We start from the raw sequence: 22,674 nt of genomic DNA on the forward strand, positions 1-22,674 counted from the left end.
ACCGGCATGAAGCTCACAGCGACGATGTTCGTGTCGGTCGACGGCGTCTACCAGGGGCCCGGCGCCCCCGAGGAGGACCGCTCCGGCGGGTTCGGCCGCGGCGGCTGGGTCGTCCCGCACTTCGACGAGCCGACCGGCCTGTTCATGGACGAGGTGTTCCGCCGCGCGGACGCGTTCCTCGTCGGGCGGCACACCTACGAGATCTTCGCCGCGTCCTGGGGTGCGATGGCCGACCCCGGCGACGACGTCGTCGCGGTCGGGTTCGCCACCCTGCCCAAGTACGTCGCGTCGACCACGCTCACCGATCCGGGGTGGGCGGGGACGACCGTGCTGTCGGGCGACGTCGTCGCGGCCGTCAGCGGGCTGAAGGAGAAGCCGGGCCGGGAGCTGCAGGTGCACGGCAGCGGCGAGCTCGTCCGGTGGCTGCTGGCGAACGACCTGCTCGACGAGCTGAACCTGCTCGTCTTCCCGGTGGTCGTCGGCGCCGGGCGGCGGCTGTTCCCGGAGACCGGACCCGACACCGCGCTGGAGCTCACCGGGTCGCGGACCACCCCCACCGGCGTCTCCATCGCGACCTACCGGGTCGCCGGGCGGCCGGAGTACGGAGTGATCGAGGTCGAGTGAGGGGTCAGCCGGTCGGGGACCGCGACGCCCGGCTCGGAGGCCGAGCTCGTCGGGCGCCACGGCGGCTACCGGCGTGTGCAAGCAGTGCGCCCGAGGACGGCCGCCCGATCTGCTCAGCGGGGCCAGGAGTGCGGACGGCAGCCGTCCAGGCCGAGCGTCTGCTGCTGCATCACCGGGGCCGGCTCCCCGGGGCCGGGGCAGGTCACGTGGTGGTGGCCGAGCCAGTGCCCGACCTCGTGGTTGACCAGGTACTGCCGGTAGGCGGTGAGGTCGCGGGCGTACTCCGGGGTGCCGGTGACCCAGCGCTCCAGGTTCACGACGACGCGGTCGCCGTTGCGGCAGGACAGCCTGCCGACGGTGTCGAGCGGCAGGCAGAGCCGGTCGGCGAGCGCCGGGGTGGCCAGCACGATCCGCAGCGGGGCCCCGCCGTCGGTGCGGGCGAACCCGACGGATCCGTCGCCGCCCCAGGACCGGCGGTCGTTCAGCACGCCGGTGACGAACGCGGCGAACGCCGCACCGTCGACGTCCACACCGCGCTCGATCTCGATCCGCACCGGCACCGTGCGGGCGCGGCCGGACGGCCCCGCCGCCGTACCGGGGACGACGTCGGTCGCACCGGAAGCGGAGGCCGGGACGGTCCGCCCACGCACCCCGGCCCTCCGGTCGGCCTCCACCGTCGCGGACCCGGCCCGGGGGCCCGGCGCCGTGGTGGGCGGGGCGGGAGGGGCCGCGGACGCCTCCCCGGCGGGCGGGCCGCCCGCCGGTGCCGGGCCGGTGGCCGGTGCCGGCGGCGCACCGCAGGCGGCCAGCACGAGGACCGCGAGCACGGCGGCCACGGGGCCTGCCGGGAAGGAGTGCGGCACAGGCGACAGCCTGGCAGAAACAGGCCCCCGGGAACGACCCGTGGCCGGAGGGGCGTCCGGTCCGACCAGCGACGCCGTCGTCCGGGAGGGGTGATCATGGGGCGTCCGGACTAGTCTCGCCCGATGTGACGACGGCGACCGGGCACACGACCGAGACCGCGACGGCGATGGCCGAGGCCGCCGCGGCGTGGCTGGACACCCTCGACGGCGAGCACCGCGCGACCGGGACCGGCCACGGCCCCGGCACGGGCGACGACGACGCCGAGCGCCGCCGCTGGTTCTACACCCCGACCGACCACGGCGGCCTGACCCTGCACGAGCAGTCCCCGGTCCAGCAGCAGCGCGCGATGCGGCTCGTCGCGTCCGGCCTGTCCGAGGCCGGGTTCGCGACCGTCGCCGCCGTCATGGGCCTGGAGAACGTGCTCGACCGGGCGCAGGGCTGGCCGGCGCGCCCGTACCGCGAGCGCTTCCGCGACCCGGGGCTCTACCACCTGCGGGTCTTCGGCGACCCGGCGGGCGGGACGTGGGGCTGGCGGTTCGGCGGGCACCACGTGTCGCTGAACAACCTCGTCGTCGACGGCCGGGTGGCGGCGACGACGCCGTGCTTCCTCGGCGCGAACCCGGCCACCACGCCGCTGCTCGGCGGGGGCGTGCACCGCCCGCTCGGACCGACCGAGGACCTGGCGCGCGACATCGTGCGCGGGCTCCCGCCCGAGCTGCTCGACGCCGCGGTGCTCGCCGAGGCGGCACCGCCCGACCTGGTCACCGCGAACCGGGCGACGGCCGCCCCGGGGGACCGGCCGCTGCCGGGCACGGCGATCCGCCGGGAGTCGCCGCCCGGGCCCGCCGATCCGGTCGCCGGCACCGAGGAGGTCGCGCTCGCCGCGGCCCCGCGCGGGGTCCCGGCGAGCGCGCTGGACGACCGTGGCCGTGACCTGCTGCGACGGCTGCTCTCGGCCTACCTGGACCGGGCACCGGCCGGGACCAGCCCGGTGCAGCGCTACGACGACGACGCGGCACTCGACGAGGTGCACCTGGCCTGGGCCGGCTCGACCGACCCCGGCGAGCCGCACTACTACCGGCTGCAGGGACCGCGGCTGCTGCTGGAGTGGGACAACACGCAGGACGGCGCCGACCACGCCCACTCGGTGTGGCGGGACCCCGAGTCCGACCTGGGGCTCGACGTCCTCGGCGAGCACCTGGCGTTCGCCCACCGCTGACCCCGCTCACCCGGCCGGTGACGGCATTCACCTGTGCCGCACCGGGTGCGCCGGGGAGGATCGGGGCGTGACCATCGCTCCGCCGCCCGGGTTCGCCGCGCACGCCAACGTCTCCGCGGAGGCCTACGCCGAGGCCGAGGCCGACCCCGAGGCGTTCTGGGCCGCGCAGGCCCGGCGCCTCGAGTGGGACCGCGCACCCGAGCAGGGGTACGACGGCAGCCGGTGGCCCGAGGTCACCTGGTTCGCCGACGGCACCCTGAACGTCGCCCGCAACTGCGTCGACCGGCACGTCGAGGCCGGGAACGGCGCCACCGTCGCGCTGCACTGGGAGGGCGAGCCGGGGGACCGGCGCACCGTCACCTACGCCGACCTGCAGCGTGAGGTGTCCCGCTGCGCGCACGCGCTCACCGAGCTCGGCGTGGGGCGCGGCGACGTCGTCGTCGTGTACCTGCCGGTACTCGTCGAGACGGTCGTCGTGATGCTCGCCTGCGCCCGGATCGGTGCGGTCCACTCGCTGGTCTTCGGCGGGTTCTCCGCCGCCGCGCTCCGGTTCCGGCTCACCGACGGCGCCGCGAAGCTGCTGGTCACCACGGACGGGCAGTACCGGCGGGGGAAGGCGGTACCGGTCAAGGCGAACGCCGACGAGGCCGCGGACGGGGTCACGTCGCTGGAGCACGTCCTCGTCGTCCGCCGGACCGGGTCGGACGTCGGCTGGACCGAGGGCCGCGACGTCTGGTGGCACGACGTCGTCGACCGCCAGCCGGAGTCGCACGCGGCCGAGGCGTTCGGCGCGGAGAGCCCGCTGATGCTCGTCTACACCTCGGGGACCACCGGGAAGCCCAAGGGACTGCTGCACACCATGGGCGGCTACCTCACCCAGACGTCGTGGACGTCGTGGGCGTGCTTCGACCACAAGCCCGACGACGTGTACTGGTGCACCGCGGACCTGGCCTGGGTCACCGCCCACACCTACGAGGTCTACGGCCCCCTCTCCAACGGCGTGACCCAGGTGATCTACGAGGGCACCCCGGACACCCCGGAGCCGGGCCGGCACTTCGAGATCATCGAGCGGTACGGCGTCACCGTCTACTACACCGCGCCGACCCTGGTGCGGACGTACATGAAGTGGGGCGAGGAGGTCCCGGCGCGGCACGACCTGTCGTCGCTGCGGCTGCTCGGCAGCGTCGGCGAGGCGATCAACCCGGAGGCCTGGCGCTGGTTCCACCGGGTCGTCGGTGGCGGCCGCTGCCCGATCGTCGACACCTGGTGGCAGTCCGAGACCGGCGCCGCGATCTGTGCGCCGCTGCCCGGCGTCACCCCGCTGAAGCCCGGCTCCGCGACACACCCGCTGCCCGGGCTGTCGGTGCGGGTCGTCGACCAGCGGGGACGGACCTGCGACGCCGGCGAGGGCGGGCTGCTCGTGATCGACCGGCCGTGGCCGTCGATGGCGCGCACGGTGTGGGGCGACCCGGAGCGGTTCCGCTCGTCGTACTTCGCGGACTTCGCCGAGCAGGGCTGGTACAAGGCCGGCGACGGCGCCGTCGTCGACGACGAGGGCTACGTGACGCTGCAGGGCCGGATCGACGACGTCATGAACGTCTCCGGGCACCGGCTCGGCTCGATCGAGCTGGAGTCGGCGCTGGTCTCGCACCCGCGGGTGGCGGAGGCCGGCGTCGTCGGCGCGCCGGACCCGACGACCGGGCAGGCCGTCGTCGCGTTCGTGACGGTGACCGACGGGCCGTCCGACGGGCTCGCCGACGAGCTGCGCGCGCACGTGGCCGCCGAGCTGGGGCCGGTCGCCCGGCCGCGGGAGGTCGTGCTGGTCGGCGAGCTGCCGAAGACCCGCTCGGGGAAGATCATGCGCAGGCTGCTGCTGGACGTGACGGCCGGGAACGAGCCGGGGGACACGACGTCCCTGGTGGACCCGGCCGCCTTCGCGGAGCTGGCGGCCGGGTACCGGGTCAGGAGCTGACGTTCAGGCGATCCGCTTCAGCTTCTGGATCACCAGCTCGCCGTCGAGCAGGTCGCCCATGACGTTCTGGAAGTGCACGAGGTGCGGGGTCTGCAGGTGCGCCCCGAGCTTCTCCTCGGACTCCCAGTTCTCGTAGAAGAAGAACACCGCAGGGTCGTCCACGCCCTGGTGGAGGTCGTAGTTGACGTAGCCGTCCTCCTTCGTGGTCGGCTCGATCAGCTTCTCCAGCTCGGCGCGCAGGTCCGCCTCCCTGCCCGGCTTCGCCCGCATGCGGGCGATGACGGTGAGCAGGTCGCGGTCGTCGTCGGTGGGGGTGGGCATCGTCGCCTCCGTCTCGATCTCCTCGTGCACGACCACTATGGCCGAACCCGACGGGTGGGGCCCGCCCGGAATGGCTACCGTCGGTGCGTATGAGCGACGCGGCGAACACGCGGGAGACGGCCGGCGCCATGGCGGAGGCGGCCCGCGAGTGGCTGGACACCCTCGATCCCGGTCAGCGGGAGGCGGCCGTCGGGCACGCCCCGGCGGGCGACGGCGACATCGACGCCGAGCGGCGCCGCTGGTTCTACACCCCGACCGACCACGGCGGCCTGACCTTCCACGAGCAGCTGCCTCCGCAGCAGCGGGCGGCGATGAAGCTCGTCGGGACCGGGCTGTCGCGCGCCGCCTACGTCACCGTCGCGACCGTGATGGGGCTGGAGAACGTCCTCGACCACACCGAGGGCTTCGTGACCCTGTTCGACCGCACCCGGGGCCGCGACCCGCAGATGTACTACCTGCGCGTCTTCGGCGAGCCCGGCGCGGAGGGGACCTGGGCCTGGCGGTTCGGCGGGCACCACGTCTCGGTCAACATGCTGGTGGTCGACGGCGAGGTCGTCGCCTCCACGCCGTGTTTCCTCGGTGCCGACCCGGCGACCTCCGAGCTGCTGGGGGAGGCGACCCTGCGCCCGCTCGGCCGGGTCGAGGACCTGGCCCGCGACCTCGTCCGGTCGCTGCCCGGCGAGCTGCGTGACCGCGCGGTGCTGCTGGACAAGGCACCGCCGGACCTGGTCGCGGCGAACCGCACCGACCCGCAGGACGGCGACGACTGGATCCCGCTCGCCGGCATCTGGCGGGACCGGTTCGCGAACGACACCGAGCAGGGCAGGCTCGAGGCGATGAGCGAGACCATCGAGGAGCGCGCGGCCTTCACCGGCGACGACGTCGCGGCCGTGCGGCTGGGGCGCACCCCGAAGGGCGTCCCGGCCTCCGACCTGGACGGCGGGCAGCGCGAGCAGCTGCGCGCCCTGCTCGCCACCTACCTGCGCCGGGTCCCCGACGCGCTCTCGCCGATCGCCCGCTACGACGACGACGCCGCCCTCGACCGCGTCCACGTCGCCTGGGCCGGGTCGCTGGCCGACGGCGCCCCGAACTACTACCGGTTGCAGGGGCCCCGGCTGCTGGTCGAGTGGGACAACACCCAGCGCGACGCCAACCACGCCCACTCGGTGTGGCGGGACCCGTCGGCCGACTTCGGGCTCGACGTGCTCGGCGCCCACCGGGCGGCCCGCCACCTGTCCTGAGCGCCGGGCTCAGGACCGGTACGCCGGTGCCCGGACCGGCCCCTCCCGGTGCCGGTCCTCCAGCAGCGGCCGCCAGCGCGGCGCGACCAGTGTGGACAGCACGACGACGCTGGTCGAGCGCGCCACCAGCGGTGACCGGCCCAGCGCGAGCAGGGTCGCCTGCAGGTCCTCGTGCGACGACGCCGCCAGCCGGCACAGCACGTCGGACGACCCGGTCGTCGCGTACGCCTCGGTGACGGTGGGCAGCTCCGCCAGCGCGGCGGCGACGTCGCCCAGCTCGCCCTGGGCGATCTCCAGCGTCACGAACGCCTGCACCCCGTACCCGGCCGCGGGGAGGTCGACGTCTGGCCCGTAACCGGTGATCACGCCCGCCTGCTCCATGCGGTCCAGGCGGGCCTGCACGGTGCCGCGGGCGACCGTGAGGGTGCGGGAGAGCTCCAGCACCCCGGCCCGCGGCCGTTCCTGCAGCGCGGCGAGCAGGTCGACGTCGAGGGCGTCCAGCGTGAGCACGGGCGGAGTCTAGGCACCCGGTCCCGGCAAACCCTTGGCAAGCGTTGACAAGGTTGCGCAACACGATGCACGCTCCTCGGGTCCCACCGGCGGGACACCGAGGAGGAGAGCAGTGGCGCCCACCCTGACCGACGTCGCCCGCACCGCGGGCGTCGCCCTGTCGACCGCGTCGCGGGCGTTCTCCGACCCGGACCGGCTCGGCGCGGCGACCCGCCGGCGGATCCTCGCCGCGGCCCAGGAGCTGGGCTACGCACCGCGCCCGGTGGAGCCGGCCCCGGCGGCGCGCGACACCGCGACCGTCGCCGCGGTCGTCCCGGACATCGCCAACCCGGTCTTCTCCCGCTTCGTCAAGGCCGCCCAGGCCCAGGGGCGCCAGACCCGGACGACCGTCGTCGTCGCCGACACCGACTACGACCCCGACCGCGAGCGCGAGGCGATCACCGGCCTGTGCGCGCGGGTCGACGGGATCGTCGTCCACTCCTCCCGCCTCGACGGCGCCGAGGTGCTCGACCTCTGCGGGTCGACGCCGTCGGTGCTGGTCAACCGCGAGGTCGCCGGCGGGGACTGCGTCATCGCCGACTCCACCCAGGGACTGCGGGAGACCGTCGACCACCTCGACGCCCTCGGCCACCGCCGGATCGCCTACGTCCAGGGCCGCTCGGACTCCTGGTCCAACCAGCACCGGGTCGGCCTGCTCCGCGCACTCGCCGACGAGTACGGCCTGGAGCTGCACCTGCTCGGCTGGCACACCGAGACCGTCGACGGCGGCACCGCCGCCGCGGCCCGCGTGCTCGCCACCGGCGCGACCGCCGCGATGACCCACAACGACCTCGTCGCGCTCGGCCTGCTCGCCGGTGCCCGCACCCTCGGTGTCCGGGTGCCCGACGACCTGTCCGTCGTCGGCAGCGACGACATCCCCTTCGCGGCGCTGTCGGCCCCCGGGCTGTCCAGCATCGCCACCCCGATGGACCGCGCCGGGACGCTCGCCTGCGAGGTACTCGGCCGCGCGGCGGCCGAGCGCACCGCGCCGCGCGTGGTCCGCCTGCCCACCCACCTCGTCGTCCGCGGCACCACCGGTCCCGCGCGCGCCGAGCGCACCCTGGAGGTCACCTCGTGAAGATCGTCGTCGCGGACCAGAACCTGGTCGGGCTGCGGGACGAGCTGGAGGCCGCGCTGCCCACCGGCAGCGAGGTCGTCTGGTCGCCGACCCGCGACGTCGCCGACGTCGCCGCACTGGTGCCGGGCGCGGAGGTGCTGATCTCCGGCCGGTGCTCGAAGGAGGTCGCGACGGCCGGCCCGCAGCTGCGTCTGGTGCACGCCGCGGGCGCGGGCACCGACGGCATCGACGTCGACGCGCTCCCCGCGGGCTGCACGGTCGCGAACACCTTCCACCACGAGGACTCGATCGCCGAGTACGTCGTCGCGTCGGCGATCGCGCTGCGCCGCGGTTTCCTCGCCCAGGACACCGCGCTGCGCGCCGGGCACTGGCCCACCCCCGCCTACGACGAGGCGGCCCCCTGGATGCGCTCGCTGGCCGGCGCGACGATCGGGTTCGTCGGCTTCGGCCACATCGGCGCGCGGTCCTGGGACCGGCTGCGGGTGTTCGGCGCCCGCGGGGTCGCGGTGAGCCGGCGCGGCGCGATCGACGCGGGGGAGACCGGCCTGGGCTGGGCGGGCCCGACCGCCGACCGGCTGGGCGACCTGCTCGCGGTGTCCGACGTCGTCGTCGTGAGCGCCCCGCTGACGCCGGAGACCGAGGGCATGATCGGTGCGGCCGAGCTGGCGTCCATGAAGGACTCCGCGGTGCTGGTCAACGTCGGCCGTGGCCCGCTGGTGGCGGAACGGCCGCTCTACGAGGCGCTGCGCGACGGCGTGATCGGCGGCGCCGCGATCGACGTCTGGTACGGCTACCCGGAGCCCGGGTCGGCGCACGCGGAGCCGTCGTCGCTGCCGTTCCGCGAGCTGGGGAACGTCCTCATGACCCCGCACTCGTCGGGACTGACCCACCAGACCTTCGCCGGGCGCGCCGACGACATCGGCGCGAACGTGCACCGCCTCGCCGCGGGCGATGCGATCCGCAACGTCGTGGCGGTCGCGCCGTGACCGCCGACCGCATCGTCGCGGCGGATGTGCTGATCACCTCGCCGGGCCGCAACCACGTCACCCTCAAGATCACCACCCGGGACGGCCTGGTCGGCTGGGGCGACGCGACGCTGAACGGCCGGGAGCTCGCCGTCGCCGCCTACCTGCGGGAACACCTGTGCCCGCAGCTGCTCGGCCGCGACCCGTCCCGCATCGAGGACACCTGGCAGTACCTGTACCGGGGCGCCTACTGGCGGCGCGGGCCGGTCACCATGACCGCGGTCGGCGCCGTCGACCTGGCGCTGTGGGACATCAAGGGCAAGGCCGCCGGCCTGCCCGTCTACCAGCTGCTCGGGGGCGCCGTCCGGGACCGGGTGCGGGCCTACACCCACGCCACCGGCTGGGAGGTCGCTCAGCTGTGCGACGCCGTCGACGCCGTCGTCGAGCGCGGGTTCACCGCCGTCCGGGTGCAGACCGGCGTGCCCGGCCTGGACACCGTCTACGGCGTCGGGCGCGGGCCCGGCTACGAGCCGGCCGGGCGCGGCACCGTCCCCTCGGAGGAGGTCTGGGACACCGCCGCCTACCTGCGCCACGTGCCCGACGCGCTGGCCGCGGTCCGCGCGCACACCGGACCGGAGCTCGCGCTGCTGCACGACGCCCACCACCGCCTCACCCCGATCGAGGCCGCCCGGCTCGGGAAGGCCCTCGAACCGGTCGACCTGTTCTGGCTCGAGGACGTCACCCCGGCCGAGAACCAGGACGTGCTGCGCCGGGTCCGCGCCCACACCACGACGCCGCTGGCGATCGGCGAGGTCTTCTCCACGCTCTGGGAGTTCCAGCAGCTGATCACCGAGCAGCTGATCGACCACGCCCGTGCCGCCGTCACCCACTCCGGCGGGATCAGCGCGCTGCGCAGGCTGGCCGCGCTCGCCGACGTCTGGCAGGTGAAGGTGAGCCCGCACGGCCCGTCGGACGTCTCGCCGATCGCGATGGCCGCGTCCGCGCACGTCGCGCTGGCGACGCCGAACCACGGGATCCAGGAGTACATGGGCTACCCGGAGCAGGTGCACGAGGTGTTCCGGCACGCCTGGACCTGCGACGACGGGCACCTGCACCCCGGCGACGCCCCCGGGCTCGGGGTCGACGTCGACGAGGCGCTAGCCGCCCGCTTCCCCTACGAACCCGCCCTGCTGCCGGTCGCGCGCCGCCGCGACGGCTCGATGACGGACTGGTGACCGCTGTGCTCCCGACCGAGACCCCGGCCCCGGACGGCACCGGGATCGTCCACCTGGGACTGAGCAACTTCCACCGCGCACACCAGGCCGTGCACACCGCCGCCGCGCTCGCCGGCGGTGGTCCGTGGGGGATCCTCGGCGTCGCACCCCGGTCGGCCGGGATCGCGGACGCGATGGCCGCGCAGCAGGACCGCTACGCCGTCGTCGAGATCTCCCCGGAGGGCGAGCGGGCGGTGGTGCCCGCCGTGCACACCGGCACCGCCGTCGCGGCCCGCGAGCCGGAGCGGGTGCTCGGCGCGCTGGCCGCGGAGTCCACCCGGATCGTCTCCCTCACCGTCACCGAGCAGGGCTACACGATCGACCCGCGCACCGGCGGGCTCGACCTCGACCACCCCGGTGTCCGTGCCGACCTGGCCGGGTCGGCGACGACCGCGGTCGGCCTGGTGGCCCGCGGTCTGCTCCGGCGGGCCCGCGGCCACGGCGCCCCGGTCAGCGTGCTCAGCTGCGACAACCTGCTCGGCAACGGTGACGTCACCGCACGGCTGGTGCGGGAGTTCGCCGCGGCGCTGCCGCCCGGCGATGCCGCGGCGCTCGGGTCCTACCTGGACACCGTGACGTTCCCGAACTCCATGGTGGACCGGATCGTCCCCGCCACCACCGACGCGACCCGGGCCGCGGCCGCACGGCTGCTCGGGACGGCCGACGCCGTCCCGGTCCCGTCCGAGCCGTTCAGCATGTGGGCGCTGGAGGACCGGTTCGCCGCGGGCCGTCCCGCCTGGGACCGGGCCGGGGCGGGGGTGCCCGGTGCCGTGTTCACCGACGACGTCGCGGGCTACGAGCTGCTCAAGCTGCGGCTGCTCAACGGCACCCACTCGCTGATCGCCTACCTGGGGGCGCTGGCGGGGGAGGACCTGATCGCCCGCTCGGTCGCCCGGCCGGCCGTCCGGGGCGCCGCCGAGCGGGTGCTGCACGACGACCACCTGCCGACCGTCGCCGTCCCGGCGGGCGTCGACGCCGACGAGTACGCCGCCCGGCTGTTCACCCGCTGGTCGAACACCGCGCTCGGGCACCGCACCCGCCAGGTCGGCTCGGACGGGTCGCTCAAGCTCGCGCAGCGGATCCCTGGTCCGGCCGCCCGGCACCTCGCGGACGGGCGGATGCCGCACCACCTCGCGCTCACCGTCGCCGCGTGGCTGGCCTGCGTCGCCCCGCCGCCGGGGTCCGATCCCGGGCCGCACGCCGCCGCGATGGCCGAGCCGGCCCGCGATCGGCTCGCCGCGACGGCCGCCGGGCTCGCACCGGCGCACGTCCGGGCGGGGCTGGACCTCCTCGGCGGCGACCTCCCGGACGCGTTCGCCGCCCGGGTCACCGAGCTGTTCGAGGTGCTGGTCCGGCACGGCGTCGACGACGCCGTGGCCGAGGCCGCCGGGACCAGGAGCGCCGCATGACCGCCACCACGATCCCCGGCCGCACCCGCGCCGCAGTCCTGCACGGGGCGCTGGACCTGCGGGTGGAGGAGGTGCCGGTGCCCGCGCCCGGGCCCGGCGAGGTGCTCGTCGCCGTCGAGGCGGTCGGCGTGTGCGGCTCGGACGTGCACTACTTCACCGACGGTCGCAACGGCCGCAACGTGCTCCGCGCGCCGATGGTGCTCGGTCACGAGGCGGCCGGGACGGTCGCCGCCGTCGGCGACGAGGTGCACGGCGTCGAGGCCGGGACCCGGGTCGCCGTCGAACCGGCGGTCGGCTGCGGGACCTGCCCGACCTGCCGGTCCGGGGCCTACCACCTGTGCCCGTCCGGCACCTGCCTCGGCTCGCCACCCACCCACGGCGCCATGTCCGGCTACCGCGCCGTGCCCGCACGCGCGGTGCACCCGCTCCCGGACGCGCTCGGCACCGAGCTCGCCGCCCTGGTGGAGCCGCTGGGGGTCGCGGTGCACGCGGTGCGCCGGGCCGGGGTGGCGACCGGGCACCGCGTGCTGGTCACCGGCGCCGGCCCGATCGGCGTGCTGGTCGCGCAGGCCGCGCGGGCCGCCGGGGCCGAGCAGGTCGTCGTCACCGACGTGCACGACGCGCGGCTCGACCGGGCCGCCGCGCTCGGCGCGACGGGCACCGTGAACACCGCCCGCGACGAGCTCCCGGCCGCCGCGTTCGACCGGCTGCTGGAGTGCTCGGCCGTCCCGGCGGCGCTCTGGCAGGGCATGCACGCGCTCGGCCCGGCCGGGCGGGCGACCGTCGTCGGGCAGGCCCCGCCGTCGGCCGACGGGCTGCCGCTGGCGCTGATGCAGCGCTGGGAGATCGACCTGAACGCCTCGTTCCGGTCCGCGCACGCGTTCGCGCCCGCCATCGGGCTCGCCGCGTCCGGGCGGGTGGACCTCGCCGGTGTGCTGACCGGCCGGTTCGCCCTCGACGAGGCTCCCGACGCCCTCCGGGCACCGGGAGCCGACCCGCGTCACCTCAAGGTCGTCGTGCGCCCGGGCGACTGAGCCCGGCCGCGGCCGACCCCGACCGCCCGAGAACCCGCCCCGGCCACGGGGCCCGATCCATCCGAGGACGTATGGACACCAGCGGAAGCACCACGAATCCGTCCACAGTAGATCCCGACCGGCCCGCCGACCCGCGGGCCACCCGCAAGGCGGCCTGGGCCGGTCTGGTCGGGACGACGCTCGAGCAGTACGACTTCGTCATCTACGGCACCGCGTCCGCGCTGGTGTTCTCGACGCTGTTCTTCCCGAACGTCTCACCGGCCGTCGGCATCCTGGCCAGCTTCTCCGCCTACGCCGTCGGGTTCCTCGCCCGGCCGCTGGGCGGCCTGTTCTTCTCCCGCTACGGCGACCGGCTCGGACGCAAGTGGGTGCTCGTCGCGACGTTGCTGCTGATGGGCGGGTCCACGATGCTCATCGGCCTGCTGCCGACCTACGGGACGATCGGGATCCTCGCGCCCGCACTCCTGGTGCTCTGCCGGTTCTTCCAGGGGTTCGGCGCCGGGGCCGAGCAGGCCGGGGCGGCGACGCTGCTCACCGAGACCGTCGGGCGCGGCCGGCGCGGGCGCTACGCCTCGCTCGTGATGGTCGGCGCGGCACTGGGCACCGCGCTCGGTGCGGTCGTCTGGATCGCGGTGCAGCAGCTGCCCGAGGAGGCCCTCATGGCCTGGGGCTGGCGCCTGGTGTTCCTGTCCAGCCTGATCGTCACCGCGGTCGCGATGCTGATCCGGCGCAAGCTCGACGAGAGCCCCGTCTTCGCCGAGCTGAAGGAGTCGCACGTCGCGCCGCGCAAGCCTGCCGCCGAGGTCTTCCGGCACGGCAGGCGCCCGATGCTGCTCGCCCTGTTCATGAACATCGGGACCAGCGCGCAGTCCTACACCTTCCAGGTCTTCATCGCCTCGTACCTGGTGACGACGGTCGGCGTCGACTCCGAGTTCGTGCCGCCGGTGCTGCTGATCGGCGCGATCTGCGGCGGGATCGCGGCCTTCGGGTTCGGGGCGCTCTCCGACCGGATCGGCCGCAAGCCGGTCTACTCGTTCATCATGCTGGCGATCGTCCTGCTGCCCGCACCGGCGTTCGTCGCGATGAACACGGGCAACCCGGTCGCGATCACCGTGACGCTGGTCGTCGGGTTCGTCCTCGCCGTCAACGGCGCGGTCGGGGTGCAGATGAGCTACTTCCCGGAGCTGTTCGGCAACCGATACCGCTATGCCGGCGTGACGCTGGGCCGCGAGTTCTCCGCCGCGCTGGGCGGCGGTGTCGCCCCGCTGATCTGCGCCGCGCTGCTGTCGGTGTTCTGGGGGTCGTGGATCCCGGTCGCGATCTACATGTCCGGGATGGCGCTGATCAGCCTCGTCGCCGCCCGGATGGCGCCGGAGACCCTCGACCGGGACCTCACGGTGCCCGAGGACGCCGGTTCCGGCCGGCAGGACGGCTCGCGCTGATCCCGCCGGCCGTCGCTCAGCCGGTCGACGCGGGGGTGCGGCGCGCGAAGTCCGGTGCCCGCTGGGGCCGGAACCCGACCCCGACCAGGTATGCGGGGACGATCTGCAGTGCGGGCACCCGGCGCATCAGCCGGATCAGCGGGGCCGGTGGGCCGTCGAGCTCACCGGCCAGCGCCGGACCCGCGATGTTCGCGTGCATGATCCGCTGGAGGCCCTGGACCAGCATCGTCGGGATCCGGCGCCGGTTCCGGACGCGGGCGAGATCGTCGGCGGTGACCGTGCCCCGCTGCAGCGGCGCGGCGAGCAGCGCGGCGGTGGCGACGGCGTCCTGGATCGCCAGGTTGATCCCCACCCCGCCGATCGGCGACATCGCGTGGGCGGCGTCGCCGATGCAGAGCAGGCCGTCGACATGCCAGCGGCGCAGCCGGTTCAGGTGCACGTCGAGGTGCTTCACGTCGTCCATCGACTCCAGCGCCTCGACGCGGTCGGCGAACTCGGGGATCAGCTCCGCCACGTCCGTGCGGAACGCCTCGAGCCCGCGCGCCCGCAGCCGAGCGTCGATGCCCTTGGGGGCGAGGTAGCCGATCTGGAAGTAGCCCTCGCGGGGGATGACGACCGCGAACCGGCCGTTCCCGATCTTCGGCACGAGGGTGGCCTCGGTCTCGTGGGCGTGCCGCGGCAGCCGGAACCACCAGGTGTCGAACGGGACGTCGAACTCGGTGACCGGGAGGCCGGACCCGTCACGCAGCACCGAGTGCCTGCCGTCGCAGGCGACGGTGAGGTCGGCGCGGATCTCGCCGTCGGTGTGCTCGTGCTCGCCGGTCGTCGTCCGGTACCGCACGCCCACGACCCGGCCGTTCTCACGGATCATCGAGGTCGCGCGGGTGTCCATCCGCAGGTGGAAGCCGGGTTCGCTCCGGGCCGCGTCGGCGAGGAGGTCGAGCAGGTCCCACTGCGGGACGAGCGCGACGTAGGGGTGCCGCACGCCGACCTTCGTCAGCAGGTCGAAGTTGCCGACCCGCTGCACACCACCGTGCTCGTCGGGCAGTGCCACCTCGGTGACCCGGCTCTGCGGCAGCGCAGCGAACCGCTCGGCGAGCCCGAGGTCGTCGAGCAGGTCGAGGGTCGTCGGGTGCACGGTGTCGCCGCGGAAGTCCCGCAGGAAGTCGCCGTGCTTCTCCAGGACGGTCACGTCGACGCCGGCGCGGGCGAGCAGGAGCCCGAGCATCATTCCCGCGGGGCCGCCACCGACCACGCAGCAGGTCGTCCGCTCCATCGCGATCACCTCATTTCAACTGTTGTTGAATTAAGGCGAGTATGCGCCCGCGGAGGGTCGCCGCGCAATCGCGGGACGCGGAACCGCCGGCCCGTCGTGCAGGACGGGCCGGTGGTGGGCTCGGGTGCCGGGTGCTACCGCTTGATGCCGATGCCGCCGACGATGCACCGCTGGACCGGGTCCTCCGTCTTGAGCTGCGGACCGTCCGGCCACCAGCGGAAGCAGGGCACGACGCCCGGGTCGACCATGTCGAGCCCCGGGAACAGGGCCTGGATCTCGGACAGCGTCCGGAACCGGCCGCTGCCCATCGGGCTGTGGACGAAGACCTGCTCCATCCGGTGGGCCAGCTCGCTGTCCCCGTCCTCCGGGTCGAAGAAGTGCGCGATCGCGACGACCGAGCCGGGCGCCAGCCGCTCGACGAACTTGGCCATGACCGCCTGCGGCTCGTCGGCGTCGTCGAAGTGGTGGATGGTCCCGATGTGGAACAGGGCCACCGGCTGATCGAGGTCGAGGAAACCCTGCACCGCGGGGTCGGTGAGGACCGCCTCGGGGTCGCGGATGTCGGCGGGGGAGAACCGGGTGAGCTCGTTGTCCTCCAGCAGTGCGCGGCCGTGCGCGATCACCGTCGGGTCGTTGTCGACGTAGACGATGCGGGCCTCGGGCTGCAGCCGCTGCACGACCTGGTGGGTGTTCTCCGCGGTCGGCAGTCCGGAGCCGCAGTCCAGGTACTGGGTGATCGAGGTCTGGGTGGCGATGAAGCGTGCCGCGCGGATCAGGAACGCCCGGTTGTCGACGGCGAGCTGGTTGACCTCCGGCGCGATCTTCCGGACGCGCTCGATGGTGTCCCGGTCGACCTCGTAGTTGTCCTTGCCACCGAGCGCGTAGTCGTAGACGCGGGCGATGCTGGCCTTCGTCGTGTCGATGTACGCAGGTGCGCGCCCGTCGGTCGGCTGGGCCATCAGCGGGTGTCCTCACAGCAGTCGTCGGTGGTCCGGCGGCCTCGGTCACCGGTGGCGGTCACCGTAGCGGACCCCCCTGACGGCGACGCAGGGTGATCGTCGAGTGACGTCCACGTGATCGGCGCCGCTGACGATTCGCAGAATCATTGTGTACGCTTAATCACCCGATCGGCCCGCTGTGCCTCCTGGGGCGGTGGCCGTCGGTGAGCGACGTCAGCGTCCGAGCAGTGCCGATCGACCCGCAGGAGTCCTTCCGGTGGTCCCGAGTCCGAACAGCCCCGCGCCCCCCGGTGCCGACCGCGGCCCGACCGCGCGGCGGATCGTGCTCGGCTCCCACCTGCGCCGGTTGCGCGAGCGTGCGGGGATCCGGCGGGCCGACGCGGCGTACGCGATCCGGGGTTCGGACTCGAAGATGAGCAGGCTCGAGTCCGGCAAGGTCGGGTTCAAGGAGCGCGACGTCGCCGACCTGCTGACGATGTACGGCGTCGGCGAGGGCCCGGAGCGCGAGCAGGTGCTCGCGATGACCGGGGAGAGCAACGAGAGCGGCTGGTGGGCCCGCTACAACGACGTCGTGCCGGGCTGGTTCGAGGACTTCGTCGGCCTGGAGGCCTCGGCCTCCCGTATCTCCAGCTACGAGCTGCTGTTCGTGCCCGGGCTGCTGCAGACGGAGGGCTACGCCCGTGCCGTCGTCAGCGGAGGGCGCACCGACCTGCCCAGTTCGGAGCGGGCCGGCGTCGAGAAGCGTCTCGAGGTCCGGATGCGACGGCAGCGGGTCCTGCACCGCAAGGACGCCCCGACCTTCTGGGTCGTCCTCGACGAGGCGGTGCTGCACCGCCCGGTGGGCGGCCACGCCGTGCGGCGGGGACAGCTCGAGCACCTGCTGGAGCTCGCCGCACTGCCGAACGTGATCATCCAGCTGCTCCCGTGGGACCTGTCGGGCTACGGCGCCGAGCACGCCTTCTCGATGCTCCGTTTCGCCGAGGCCGAGTTGCCCGACCTGGTCTACCTGGAGGAGATGACCGGGGCGTCGTACCTGGACAAGCGGGCGGACGTCGAGCGCTACGGCCGGGCCATGGACCGCCTCACCGTCGACGCCCTGTCGCCGGAGCAGACCAAGCAGGCGCTGTCCAAGGTGCTCGCCGAGGCCTGAGCGGTCCGAGGGCTCCTCGCGGCGGGCGGATTCCCGCGACGAGCGGTTCCGGTCTGTCGGATTCGTCCCGGAATCGGTCCACATGGGCCTCGCGGGGACCGCCCGGGGACAGCCGGGCGCGGTTGATCGACCGCCGGGCGCCGTCGAACGGTTTTGCGCGATGGGCCCCCTGCACCGCTGCTACCTTCATCGCAACGGAACATGCACGTGCAGATGAGGTGAGCGTTCGCATGGATCAGATGCATCCGACCAGCCCCGCGTCGATCGACGCGCTGGCCTGGCGCAAGAGCGTCCGCAGCGGTTACCAGGGCAACTGCGTGGAGCTCGCCGTCGCAGGCACCGGTGTGGCGGTCCGCAACTCCCGCGACCCGCACGGCACCGTCCTGGGCTTCTCCGCCGCCGGGATGGCGGGGTTCCTCGCCTCGATCAAGAGCGGCGAGCTCGACGACCTCGCCTGACGGCGGGTCCCCATGATCCTCCCGCGGGCGGCCGTCCCGACCACGGCCGCCCGCGGTGAGTCCGGCCCGGCGGTGCAGCGCGACACCGGCCACATCGGACGCGTCGACGGGCACCGGTGATGCCGGTCCGGGGTAGTAAGTAACGGTGAGCCGTTCCGATCAGGCACCGGCGCCCTCCTACCGGGGAGCGAGTGCCCACTACCTGTCGCCGTCCCGCCGTGACCCGGTCAAGATCCTCTCCGAGGAGCCCGTCACCCGCCGGGTGATCGCCGCGGCACTGGCCGCCGTCGGAGCCGGCCCCGGCGACCCGGTCCGCGTGCTCGACGTCGGTTCCGGCACCGCGGACGGATGGTCGCTCCTGACCCGCGCGGCTCCGGACGCCCCGCCCCTGGTCACCGAGGACCGGCTGCACTACGTCGGGCTGGACGTCGATCCCGAGATGGTGGAGACGGCCCGCGCGGCGGTCACCGCGCCGTCCGCGTCGTTCGTACTGGGGGACGTTCGGGACGCGATCCCGGACGGGGCGTTCGACCTGTACCTGTCCTGCGGTGTCCCCTACTCGCACCTGACCCGTGCCGAGCTCGTCGCGGCCCTCGGATCCGTGCTCACCGCGGTTGCGGCACGCGGCAGGCGGGCCGCCGTCGTCGTCGACGTGCTCGGGCGGTACTCCGTCGAGTGGCAGCCCCGGTGGGACGCCGAGCGCTGGGACTACGCGATGAGCTTCTTCGCCGGCGGCGGCGGGACGATCTCCGAGCCGATGACGTTCTACGGCCGCCCGCAGCTCGACGCCTGTGTGGACGAGGCGGCGGACGGCAGCGGCGTCCGGGTCGTGTCACGGACCGCCGTCGACCGCTCGGTGCTAGTCGGCAGGCACACCGCCACCGGGACCTTCCATCCGGAGGTGCCGCGGTTCCGGACCCTGGTGAACGACCTCGTCCGCGATCCGGGCCGGGTGCGCCCGGACGACCTGCGCTTCGTGCCCGCCCGGTCGGGCGCCCCGGCCGACGTGCTGGCCTGGCTGGACCGGTTCGCCGCCCGCTGGAACGCGGCGCTCGACCCCTTCGCCGGTGCCGCCGGGATCGGCGACGCGGAGGGCGCCCGGCTCGCGCACACGCTGCTGGGGCTGGAGCGGGAGGCGGGGCCGGGGCTGGGCGTCGGCCACTCGCTCACGATGACGCTGGTGGCCGAACCGGCCTAGAGGATCACGCCGGCGGTCCGGCCCGGCCCGTCCGCCCGGTGTCGGTCAGCGGCGGGAACCGGCTCGGCTGCTCGCCGTGCTCGAACATCTCCGCCGCCGGGCCGACGATCAGCGGGTCCGGCGGCGCGGCCACCCCGGCGTCCTTGCCCGGGTAGTCGAACAGGCCCAGGACGTGGCGCATCGCCTCCAGCCGGGCCCGCTTCTTGTCGTTGCTCTTGATCACCGTCCAGGGGGCGTCCTTGGTGTCGGTGTAGAAGAACATGGCCTCCTTGGCCTCGGTGTAGGCCTCCCACTTGTCCAGCGACGCCAGGTCCATGGGGGAGAGCTTCCACTGCCGGACCGGGTCGACCTGGCGGATCAGGAAGCGGGTGCGCTGCTCCTCGCGCGACACCGAGAACCACAGCTTGACCAGGTGGATCCCGGAACGCACCAGCATCCGCTCCAGCTCCGGGGTCGCCCGCAGGAACTCCATGTAGGACCGGGCGTCGGTGAAGCCCATGACCCGCTCGACGCCCGCGCGGTTGTACCAGGAGCGGTCGAACAGCACGATCTCGCCGGCCGCGGGCAGGTGTGCGACGTAGCGCTGGAAGTACCACTGCCCGGCCTCGCGCTCGGTCGGCTTCTCGAGGGCGACGACCCGGGCACCCCGCGGGTTCAGGTGCTCGGTGAACCGCTTGATCGTCCCGCCCTTGCCGGCGGCGTCGCGCCCCTCGAACAGGACGACGACCCGGCTGCCGGTGTCCTTCACCCAGTTCTGCAGCTTCAGCAGCTCGATCTGCAGCAGCCGCTTCTGGCGCTCGTAGTCGGCGCGGGTGAGCCGGTCGTCGTAGGGGTAGCCCTGCCGCCAGGTGTCGACCGGCCTCCCCTCCGGCCCGACGAGCGTCGGGTCGTCGTCGTCCGAGTCGTCGACCCGGAAGCGGTCCCGGTCGACCGCGGCGGGGTGCGGCAGCTCGGTGCCGGGGCTGTCGGGACGGGGGTCGGGGGTCTCCTCCACGAGGTGCCACGCTGCGCGGTGCGGGTGTCCGCCCGGCGACCGCCCGGTGACATCCGAATGATCACCGGGCAGCGGGACGGGTCAGCCGCCGAGGACCCGGTCGATGTCGTCGAGCACCCGCTGCCCGCCGAGCGGACCGACGCCGGTGATCCAGAACGACTGGTCCACCGTGTGCAGCCGCGGGAACGCGCTGTCCCGGACGGCCGTGACCGCGGGCGGGACCGCGTCCGGCGACGACGGGTCGGCCGCCGTCAGGAAGACCTCGTCGGCGCGCGCCTCCTGGACGAGCTCGGGGGAGAGGTCCACCGAGATCGAGTCCTCCCAGTCGCGCGGCGGGAGGGTGAAGCCGGCGCACTCGAGCGTGCTGCCCGCGAACGAGGTGGGGCCGTACAGGGTGAGCAGGCCGTCCCGCGGCCGGATCAGCTGGGCGGTCCGGCCCTGCGTGCCGTGCGTGCCGGCGACCTCCGCGCACCGGGTCGCGTAGTCCTCCAGGAGCTGCTCGGTCTGCTCCTCCCGGCCGAGCGCGCGCCCGGCGAAGCGGACGTTGTCCTGCCACGGGTCCGCCTGCGACGCGAGGAACGCGGTGGGGGCGATCGCCGAGAGCTGGTCGTACAGGTCGGCGTGCCGGGACTCGGTGCCGAGGACGAGATCGGGCTGCAGCGCCGCGATCCGCTCCAGGTCGGGTGCGGCGACGGTCCCGACCACCGTGATCCCCCGGGCCGGTTCGCCCAGGTAGGACGGGACGCCCGTGGCCTCGGACAGCACCGCGGCACCGGCCGGGACCGCGCCGAGCGCGACGGCGGTGTCGAGCAGCACCGGTTCGAGGACGACGATCCGCTGCGGGTCGGCGGGGACGGCCGTCTCCCCCCGGGCGTGCGCGACGGTCCGTCCGGCGTCGCCGGTGGCGGCGCCGTCCGATCCCGCGCAGGCGGTGACGAGCAGGCAGAGCAGGGCGGCCAGCGCCGGCAGCGCGGCCCGGGGAGCGGGCACGGTCGATCTCCTTCGGGGACCGTCGAGGGCCGGTCCGGCGGTTCGGGGCCGCCGGAGGCCCGGGGTGAGGTGAGCCTAGCCTCGGTCATGCGGCGGAGTGTCCCGTCGTGACCGAAATCGTTCGCCGGGATCGCCGCGACCGTCCACGATGTCCGGCGATGACCTTCGAGGACGACGGCTACGTCCACCTGCCGGGCGCGTTCCCCCGGGAGCTCGCGGCCCGCTGCCGCGCGCTGCTGGCGGACGAGCTGCGGCAGCGGGGCACCGACCTCGACGAGCCCGCGACCTGGACCGCGCCCGTCGTCCGGGTCGAGTCGATGTCCGCGCCCGAGTTCACCGCGTCGGCAGGCACCCCGGCCCTGCGTGCCGCCTGCGACGTGCTGGTCGGCGCCGGGCGCTGGCGGCCCCGCCTCGGGATGGGCACCTTCCCGATCCGGTTCCCGCACGCCGGGGACCCGGGCGACGACGGCTGGCACGTCGAGGCGTCGTTCGCCGGGCCGGACGGCGGTCCGCGGCTGTCGGTCCGGTCCCGTGGCCGGGCGTTGCTGATGCTGTTCCTCTACTCCGACGTCGGCCCTGACGATGCGCCGACCCTCCTGCGCGCCGGGTCGCACCTCGACGTCGTCCCGCTGCTCGCGCCGTACGGCGACGACGGCGCCGGCTGGGCGGAGCTGTGCGCCGCCGCCGTCCCGGCCTCCGCACACCGTCCCGAGGTCGCCGCGACCGGCCGGGCCGGCGACGTCCACCTCGTGCACCCGTTCGTCGTGCACCGGGCGCAGCGCCCGGGACCGGGGATGCGCGGGCCGCGGATCATCGCGCAGCCGCCGCTGGAGCCGGCGACCGAGCCCGCGTTCGACCTCGACGACGGCCGGGCGCCGGTGGAGCGGGCCGTCAGAGCTGCACTCCGCGGGTGAGGGCACCGTCGACGACCAGGTTCGTCCCGCTGATCCGGCTCGCCAGCGGGCTGACCAGGGAGACGACCGCGTAGGCGGTCTCCTCCGGCGTCCCCATCCGGCCGGTCGGGTTCAGGCCCATCGCGTGCGCGAAGAGGTCGGGGTTGCCCTGCTCGACGTTCTGCCACACCCCGCCGGGGAAGTAGACGTTGCCGGGGGAGACGGCGTTCGCGCGGATCCCCGTCGCGGCGAGGTCGAACGCGAGCCCGGACACGTAGTGCACGAGCGCCGCCTTCATGACGCCGTACGAGCCGTCCGCGAAGTCGACCTCGCGGCCCGACACCGACGACACCGCGGTGATCGACGCGGCGTCGCTGCGCTGCAGGTGCGGCAGCGCGGCCTCGACCAGGCGGACGGTGTGCAGCAGGTCCACCTCGAAGCTCGACCGCCAGTTCTCCTCGCCCGGCCCGATGGCCAGCGCGCTGACGTTCGCGACGACGGCGTCGAGCGCACCGAACCGCTCGGCGCTCGCGGCCACCCAGCCCGCCAGCGCGTCCCCGTCGGCGACGTCGACGGCCGTCCCGGCCACGTCCGCGCCCCCGGCCCGCAGCTCGTCCTCCGCGACCCGCACGCCGTCGGCGTCGCGGGCGCAGAACGCGACCCGGGCCCCCTCGGCCGCGAGCAGCTCGACCACCGCGCGGCCGATGCCGCGCGACCCTCCGGTGACCAGCACGACGCGGTCGCCCAGCAACATGTCCATGACG

Annotated in this window: 22 protein-coding genes; 14 read left to right on the forward strand and 8 right to left on the reverse strand. The window is 74.5% G+C overall.

Annotated features, from left to right (window positions below; translation table 11 throughout):
* Positions 1-6: 6 nt before the first annotated feature.
* Positions 7-624 carry a dihydrofolate reductase family protein gene (locus PP1_RS27585; protein WP_010235669.1) on the forward strand — a complete coding sequence of 206 codons (618 nt, stop codon included), beginning with the start codon at positions 7-9 and terminating at the stop codon, positions 622-624.
* 113 nt (positions 625-737) lie between these two features.
* On the opposite strand, the gene PP1_RS27590 is transcribed toward PP1_RS27585, so the two are convergent.
* On the reverse strand, positions 738-1,487 hold the full coding sequence (locus PP1_RS27590) for a DUF3152 domain-containing protein (protein ID WP_212592113.1): 750 nt from the start codon (positions 1,485-1,487) through the stop codon (positions 738-740).
* Positions 1,488-1,612: 125 nt separating this feature from the next.
* Here PP1_RS27590 and PP1_RS27595 point away from each other — a divergent pair, with 125 nt between their 5' ends.
* Together PP1_RS27595 and acs are read left to right on the forward strand one after the other, a co-directional pair.
* Positions 1,613-2,707, forward strand: coding sequence for a DUF3500 domain-containing protein (locus tag PP1_RS27595; protein WP_010241827.1), 1,095 nt, complete (start codon positions 1,613-1,615; stop codon positions 2,705-2,707).
* 67 nt (positions 2,708-2,774) lie between these two features.
* On the forward strand, positions 2,775-4,679 hold the full coding sequence (gene acs, locus PP1_RS27600) for an acetate--CoA ligase (RefSeq protein ID WP_010241828.1): 1,905 nt from the start codon (positions 2,775-2,777) through the stop codon (positions 4,677-4,679).
* Between the two features lie 3 nt (positions 4,680-4,682).
* Here acs and PP1_RS27605 read toward each other — a convergent pair whose 3' ends face one another.
* Positions 4,683-5,000, reverse strand: a complete 318-nt coding sequence (locus PP1_RS27605) for a putative quinol monooxygenase (protein ID WP_029240006.1) — start codon at positions 4,998-5,000, stop codon at positions 4,683-4,685.
* Positions 5,001-5,089: 89 nt separating this feature from the next.
* On the opposite strand from PP1_RS27605, the gene PP1_RS27610 reads away from it, so the two are divergent.
* Positions 5,090-6,241 carry a DUF3500 domain-containing protein gene (locus PP1_RS27610; RefSeq protein WP_010241831.1) on the forward strand — a complete coding sequence of 384 codons (1,152 nt, stop codon included), beginning with the start codon at positions 5,090-5,092 and terminating at the stop codon, positions 6,239-6,241.
* Positions 6,242-6,250: 9 nt separating this feature from the next.
* Here the strand turns inward: PP1_RS27610 and PP1_RS27615 are convergent, their stop codons facing one another.
* On the reverse strand, positions 6,251-6,751 hold the full coding sequence (locus tag PP1_RS27615) for an Lrp/AsnC family transcriptional regulator (RefSeq protein ID WP_010241832.1): 501 nt from the start codon (positions 6,749-6,751) through the stop codon (positions 6,251-6,253).
* Positions 6,752-6,863: 112 nt separating this feature from the next.
* Here PP1_RS27615 and PP1_RS27620 point away from each other — a divergent pair, with 112 nt between their 5' ends.
* The 6 genes from PP1_RS27620 to PP1_RS27645 all read left to right on the forward strand — a co-directional run bounded on the left by PP1_RS27620 (position 6,864) and on the right by PP1_RS27645 (position 13,992).
* Positions 6,864-7,868 (forward strand): LacI family DNA-binding transcriptional regulator, encoded by a 1,005-nt coding sequence (locus PP1_RS27620; protein ID WP_010241833.1) that lies wholly within the window; start codon positions 6,864-6,866, stop codon positions 7,866-7,868.
* Entirely contained in the window at positions 7,865-8,854 is a 990-nt protein-coding gene (locus PP1_RS27625) for a 2-hydroxyacid dehydrogenase (RefSeq protein ID WP_010241834.1), read from the forward strand. The genes PP1_RS27620 and PP1_RS27625 overlap by 4 nt, the downstream gene beginning before the upstream one ends.
* Complete coding sequence (gene manD, locus PP1_RS27630) at positions 8,851-10,068, forward strand: D-mannonate dehydratase ManD (RefSeq protein ID WP_010241837.1); 1,218 nt, start codon at positions 8,851-8,853, stop codon at positions 10,066-10,068. The genes PP1_RS27625 and manD overlap by 4 nt, the downstream gene beginning before the upstream one ends.
* Complete coding sequence (locus tag PP1_RS27635) at positions 10,065-11,516, forward strand: mannitol dehydrogenase family protein (protein ID WP_249266011.1); 1,452 nt, start codon at positions 10,065-10,067, stop codon at positions 11,514-11,516. Before manD ends, PP1_RS27635 begins: the two co-directional genes overlap by 4 nt.
* The gene (locus tag PP1_RS27640) at positions 11,513-12,550 is read left to right on the forward strand and encodes an NAD(P)-dependent alcohol dehydrogenase (protein ID WP_083697169.1); all 1,038 of its coding nucleotides are present in this window, start codon (positions 11,513-11,515) and stop codon (positions 12,548-12,550) included. The genes PP1_RS27635 and PP1_RS27640 overlap by 4 nt, the downstream gene beginning before the upstream one ends.
* 71 nt (positions 12,551-12,621) lie before the next feature.
* Positions 12,622-13,992 carry an MFS transporter gene (locus PP1_RS27645; RefSeq protein ID WP_010231949.1) on the forward strand — a complete coding sequence of 457 codons (1,371 nt, stop codon included), beginning with the start codon at positions 12,622-12,624 and terminating at the stop codon, positions 13,990-13,992.
* 16 nt (positions 13,993-14,008) lie between these two features.
* Here PP1_RS27645 and PP1_RS27650 read toward each other — a convergent pair whose 3' ends face one another.
* Both PP1_RS27650 and PP1_RS27655 read right to left on the reverse strand, forming a co-directional pair.
* On the reverse strand, positions 14,009-15,268 hold the full coding sequence (locus tag PP1_RS27650; RefSeq protein WP_033199772.1) for an FAD-dependent oxidoreductase: 1,260 nt from the start codon (positions 15,266-15,268) through the stop codon (positions 14,009-14,011).
* 134 nt (positions 15,269-15,402) lie between these two features.
* On the reverse strand, positions 15,403-16,227 hold the full coding sequence (locus PP1_RS27655; RefSeq protein ID WP_010231953.1) for an SAM-dependent methyltransferase: 825 nt from the start codon (positions 16,225-16,227) through the stop codon (positions 15,403-15,405).
* A 256-nt stretch (positions 16,228-16,483) separates the two neighbouring features.
* Here PP1_RS27655 and PP1_RS27660 point away from each other — a divergent pair, with 256 nt between their 5' ends.
* The 3 genes from PP1_RS27660 (at position 16,484) to PP1_RS27670 (ending at position 19,033) form a co-directional block, all read left to right on the forward strand.
* A complete protein-coding gene (locus PP1_RS27660) occupies positions 16,484-17,377 on the forward strand; it encodes a helix-turn-helix domain-containing protein (protein ID WP_010231955.1) in 894 nt (297 codons plus the stop codon).
* Between the two features lie 230 nt (positions 17,378-17,607).
* Positions 17,608-17,835, forward strand: a complete 228-nt coding sequence (locus tag PP1_RS27665; RefSeq protein WP_010231957.1) for a DUF397 domain-containing protein — start codon at positions 17,608-17,610, stop codon at positions 17,833-17,835.
* Between the two features lie 145 nt (positions 17,836-17,980).
* Complete coding sequence (locus PP1_RS27670) at positions 17,981-19,033, forward strand: class I SAM-dependent methyltransferase (protein WP_010231961.1); 1,053 nt, start codon at positions 17,981-17,983, stop codon at positions 19,031-19,033.
* Between the two features lie 4 nt (positions 19,034-19,037).
* On the opposite strand, the gene ppk2 is transcribed toward PP1_RS27670, so the two are convergent.
* Both ppk2 and PP1_RS27680 read right to left on the reverse strand, forming a co-directional pair.
* Positions 19,038-20,027, reverse strand: coding sequence for a polyphosphate kinase 2 (gene ppk2, locus PP1_RS27675; RefSeq protein WP_010231963.1), 990 nt, complete (start codon positions 20,025-20,027; stop codon positions 19,038-19,040).
* 81 nt (positions 20,028-20,108) lie between these two features.
* The gene (locus tag PP1_RS27680; protein WP_010231965.1) at positions 20,109-21,017 is read right to left on the reverse strand and encodes an ABC transporter substrate-binding protein; all 909 of its coding nucleotides are present in this window, start codon (positions 21,015-21,017) and stop codon (positions 20,109-20,111) included.
* Positions 21,018-21,175: 158 nt separating this feature from the next.
* On the opposite strand from PP1_RS27680, the gene PP1_RS27685 reads away from it, so the two are divergent.
* Positions 21,176-21,931: a phytanoyl-CoA dioxygenase family protein gene (locus tag PP1_RS27685; RefSeq protein WP_010231966.1), complete on the forward strand. Its 756-nt coding sequence runs from the start codon at positions 21,176-21,178 to the stop codon at positions 21,929-21,931.
* On the opposite strand, the gene PP1_RS27690 is transcribed toward PP1_RS27685, so the two are convergent.
* Positions 21,909-22,670 carry an SDR family NAD(P)-dependent oxidoreductase gene (locus tag PP1_RS27690; RefSeq protein WP_010231968.1) on the reverse strand — a complete coding sequence of 254 codons (762 nt, stop codon included), beginning with the start codon at positions 22,668-22,670 and terminating at the stop codon, positions 21,909-21,911. The two genes, PP1_RS27685 and PP1_RS27690, sit on opposite strands and share 23 nt — an antisense overlap.
* Positions 22,671-22,674 lie beyond the last annotated feature (4 nt).

It is taken from the genome of Pseudonocardia sp. P1, from assembly GCF_000178675.2.
Taxonomy (GTDB): Bacteria; Actinomycetota; Actinomycetes; order Mycobacteriales; family Pseudonocardiaceae; genus Pseudonocardia.

Coding starts and splice junctions, on each gene's coding strand:
- PP1_RS27645 (WP_010231949.1), top strand. CDS start 12,622: ATGGACACCAGCGGAAGCACCACGAATCCGTCCACAGTAGATCCCGAC.
- PP1_RS27665 (WP_010231957.1), top strand. CDS start 17,608: ATGGATCAGATGCATCCGACCAGCCCCGCGTCGATCGACGCGCTGGCC.
- PP1_RS27690 (WP_010231968.1), bottom strand. CDS start 22,670: ATGGACATGTTGCTGGGCGACCGCGTCGTGCTGGTCACCGGAGGGTCG.
- PP1_RS27655 (WP_010231953.1), bottom strand. CDS start 16,227: ATGGCCCAGCCGACCGACGGGCGCGCACCTGCGTACATCGACACGACG.
- PP1_RS27605 (WP_029240006.1), bottom strand. CDS start 5,000: ATGCCCACCCCCACCGACGACGACCGCGACCTGCTCACCGTCATCGCC.
- PP1_RS27610 (WP_010241831.1), top strand. CDS start 5,090: ATGAGCGACGCGGCGAACACGCGGGAGACGGCCGGCGCCATGGCGGAG.
- PP1_RS27585 (WP_010235669.1), top strand. CDS start 7: ATGAAGCTCACAGCGACGATGTTCGTGTCGGTCGACGGCGTCTACCAG.
- PP1_RS27685 (WP_010231966.1), top strand. CDS start 21,176: ATGACCTTCGAGGACGACGGCTACGTCCACCTGCCGGGCGCGTTCCCC.
- PP1_RS27650 (WP_033199772.1), bottom strand. CDS start 15,268: ATGGAGCGGACGACCTGCTGCGTGGTCGGTGGCGGCCCCGCGGGAATG.
- PP1_RS27640 (WP_083697169.1), top strand. CDS start 11,513: ATGACCGCCACCACGATCCCCGGCCGCACCCGCGCCGCAGTCCTGCAC.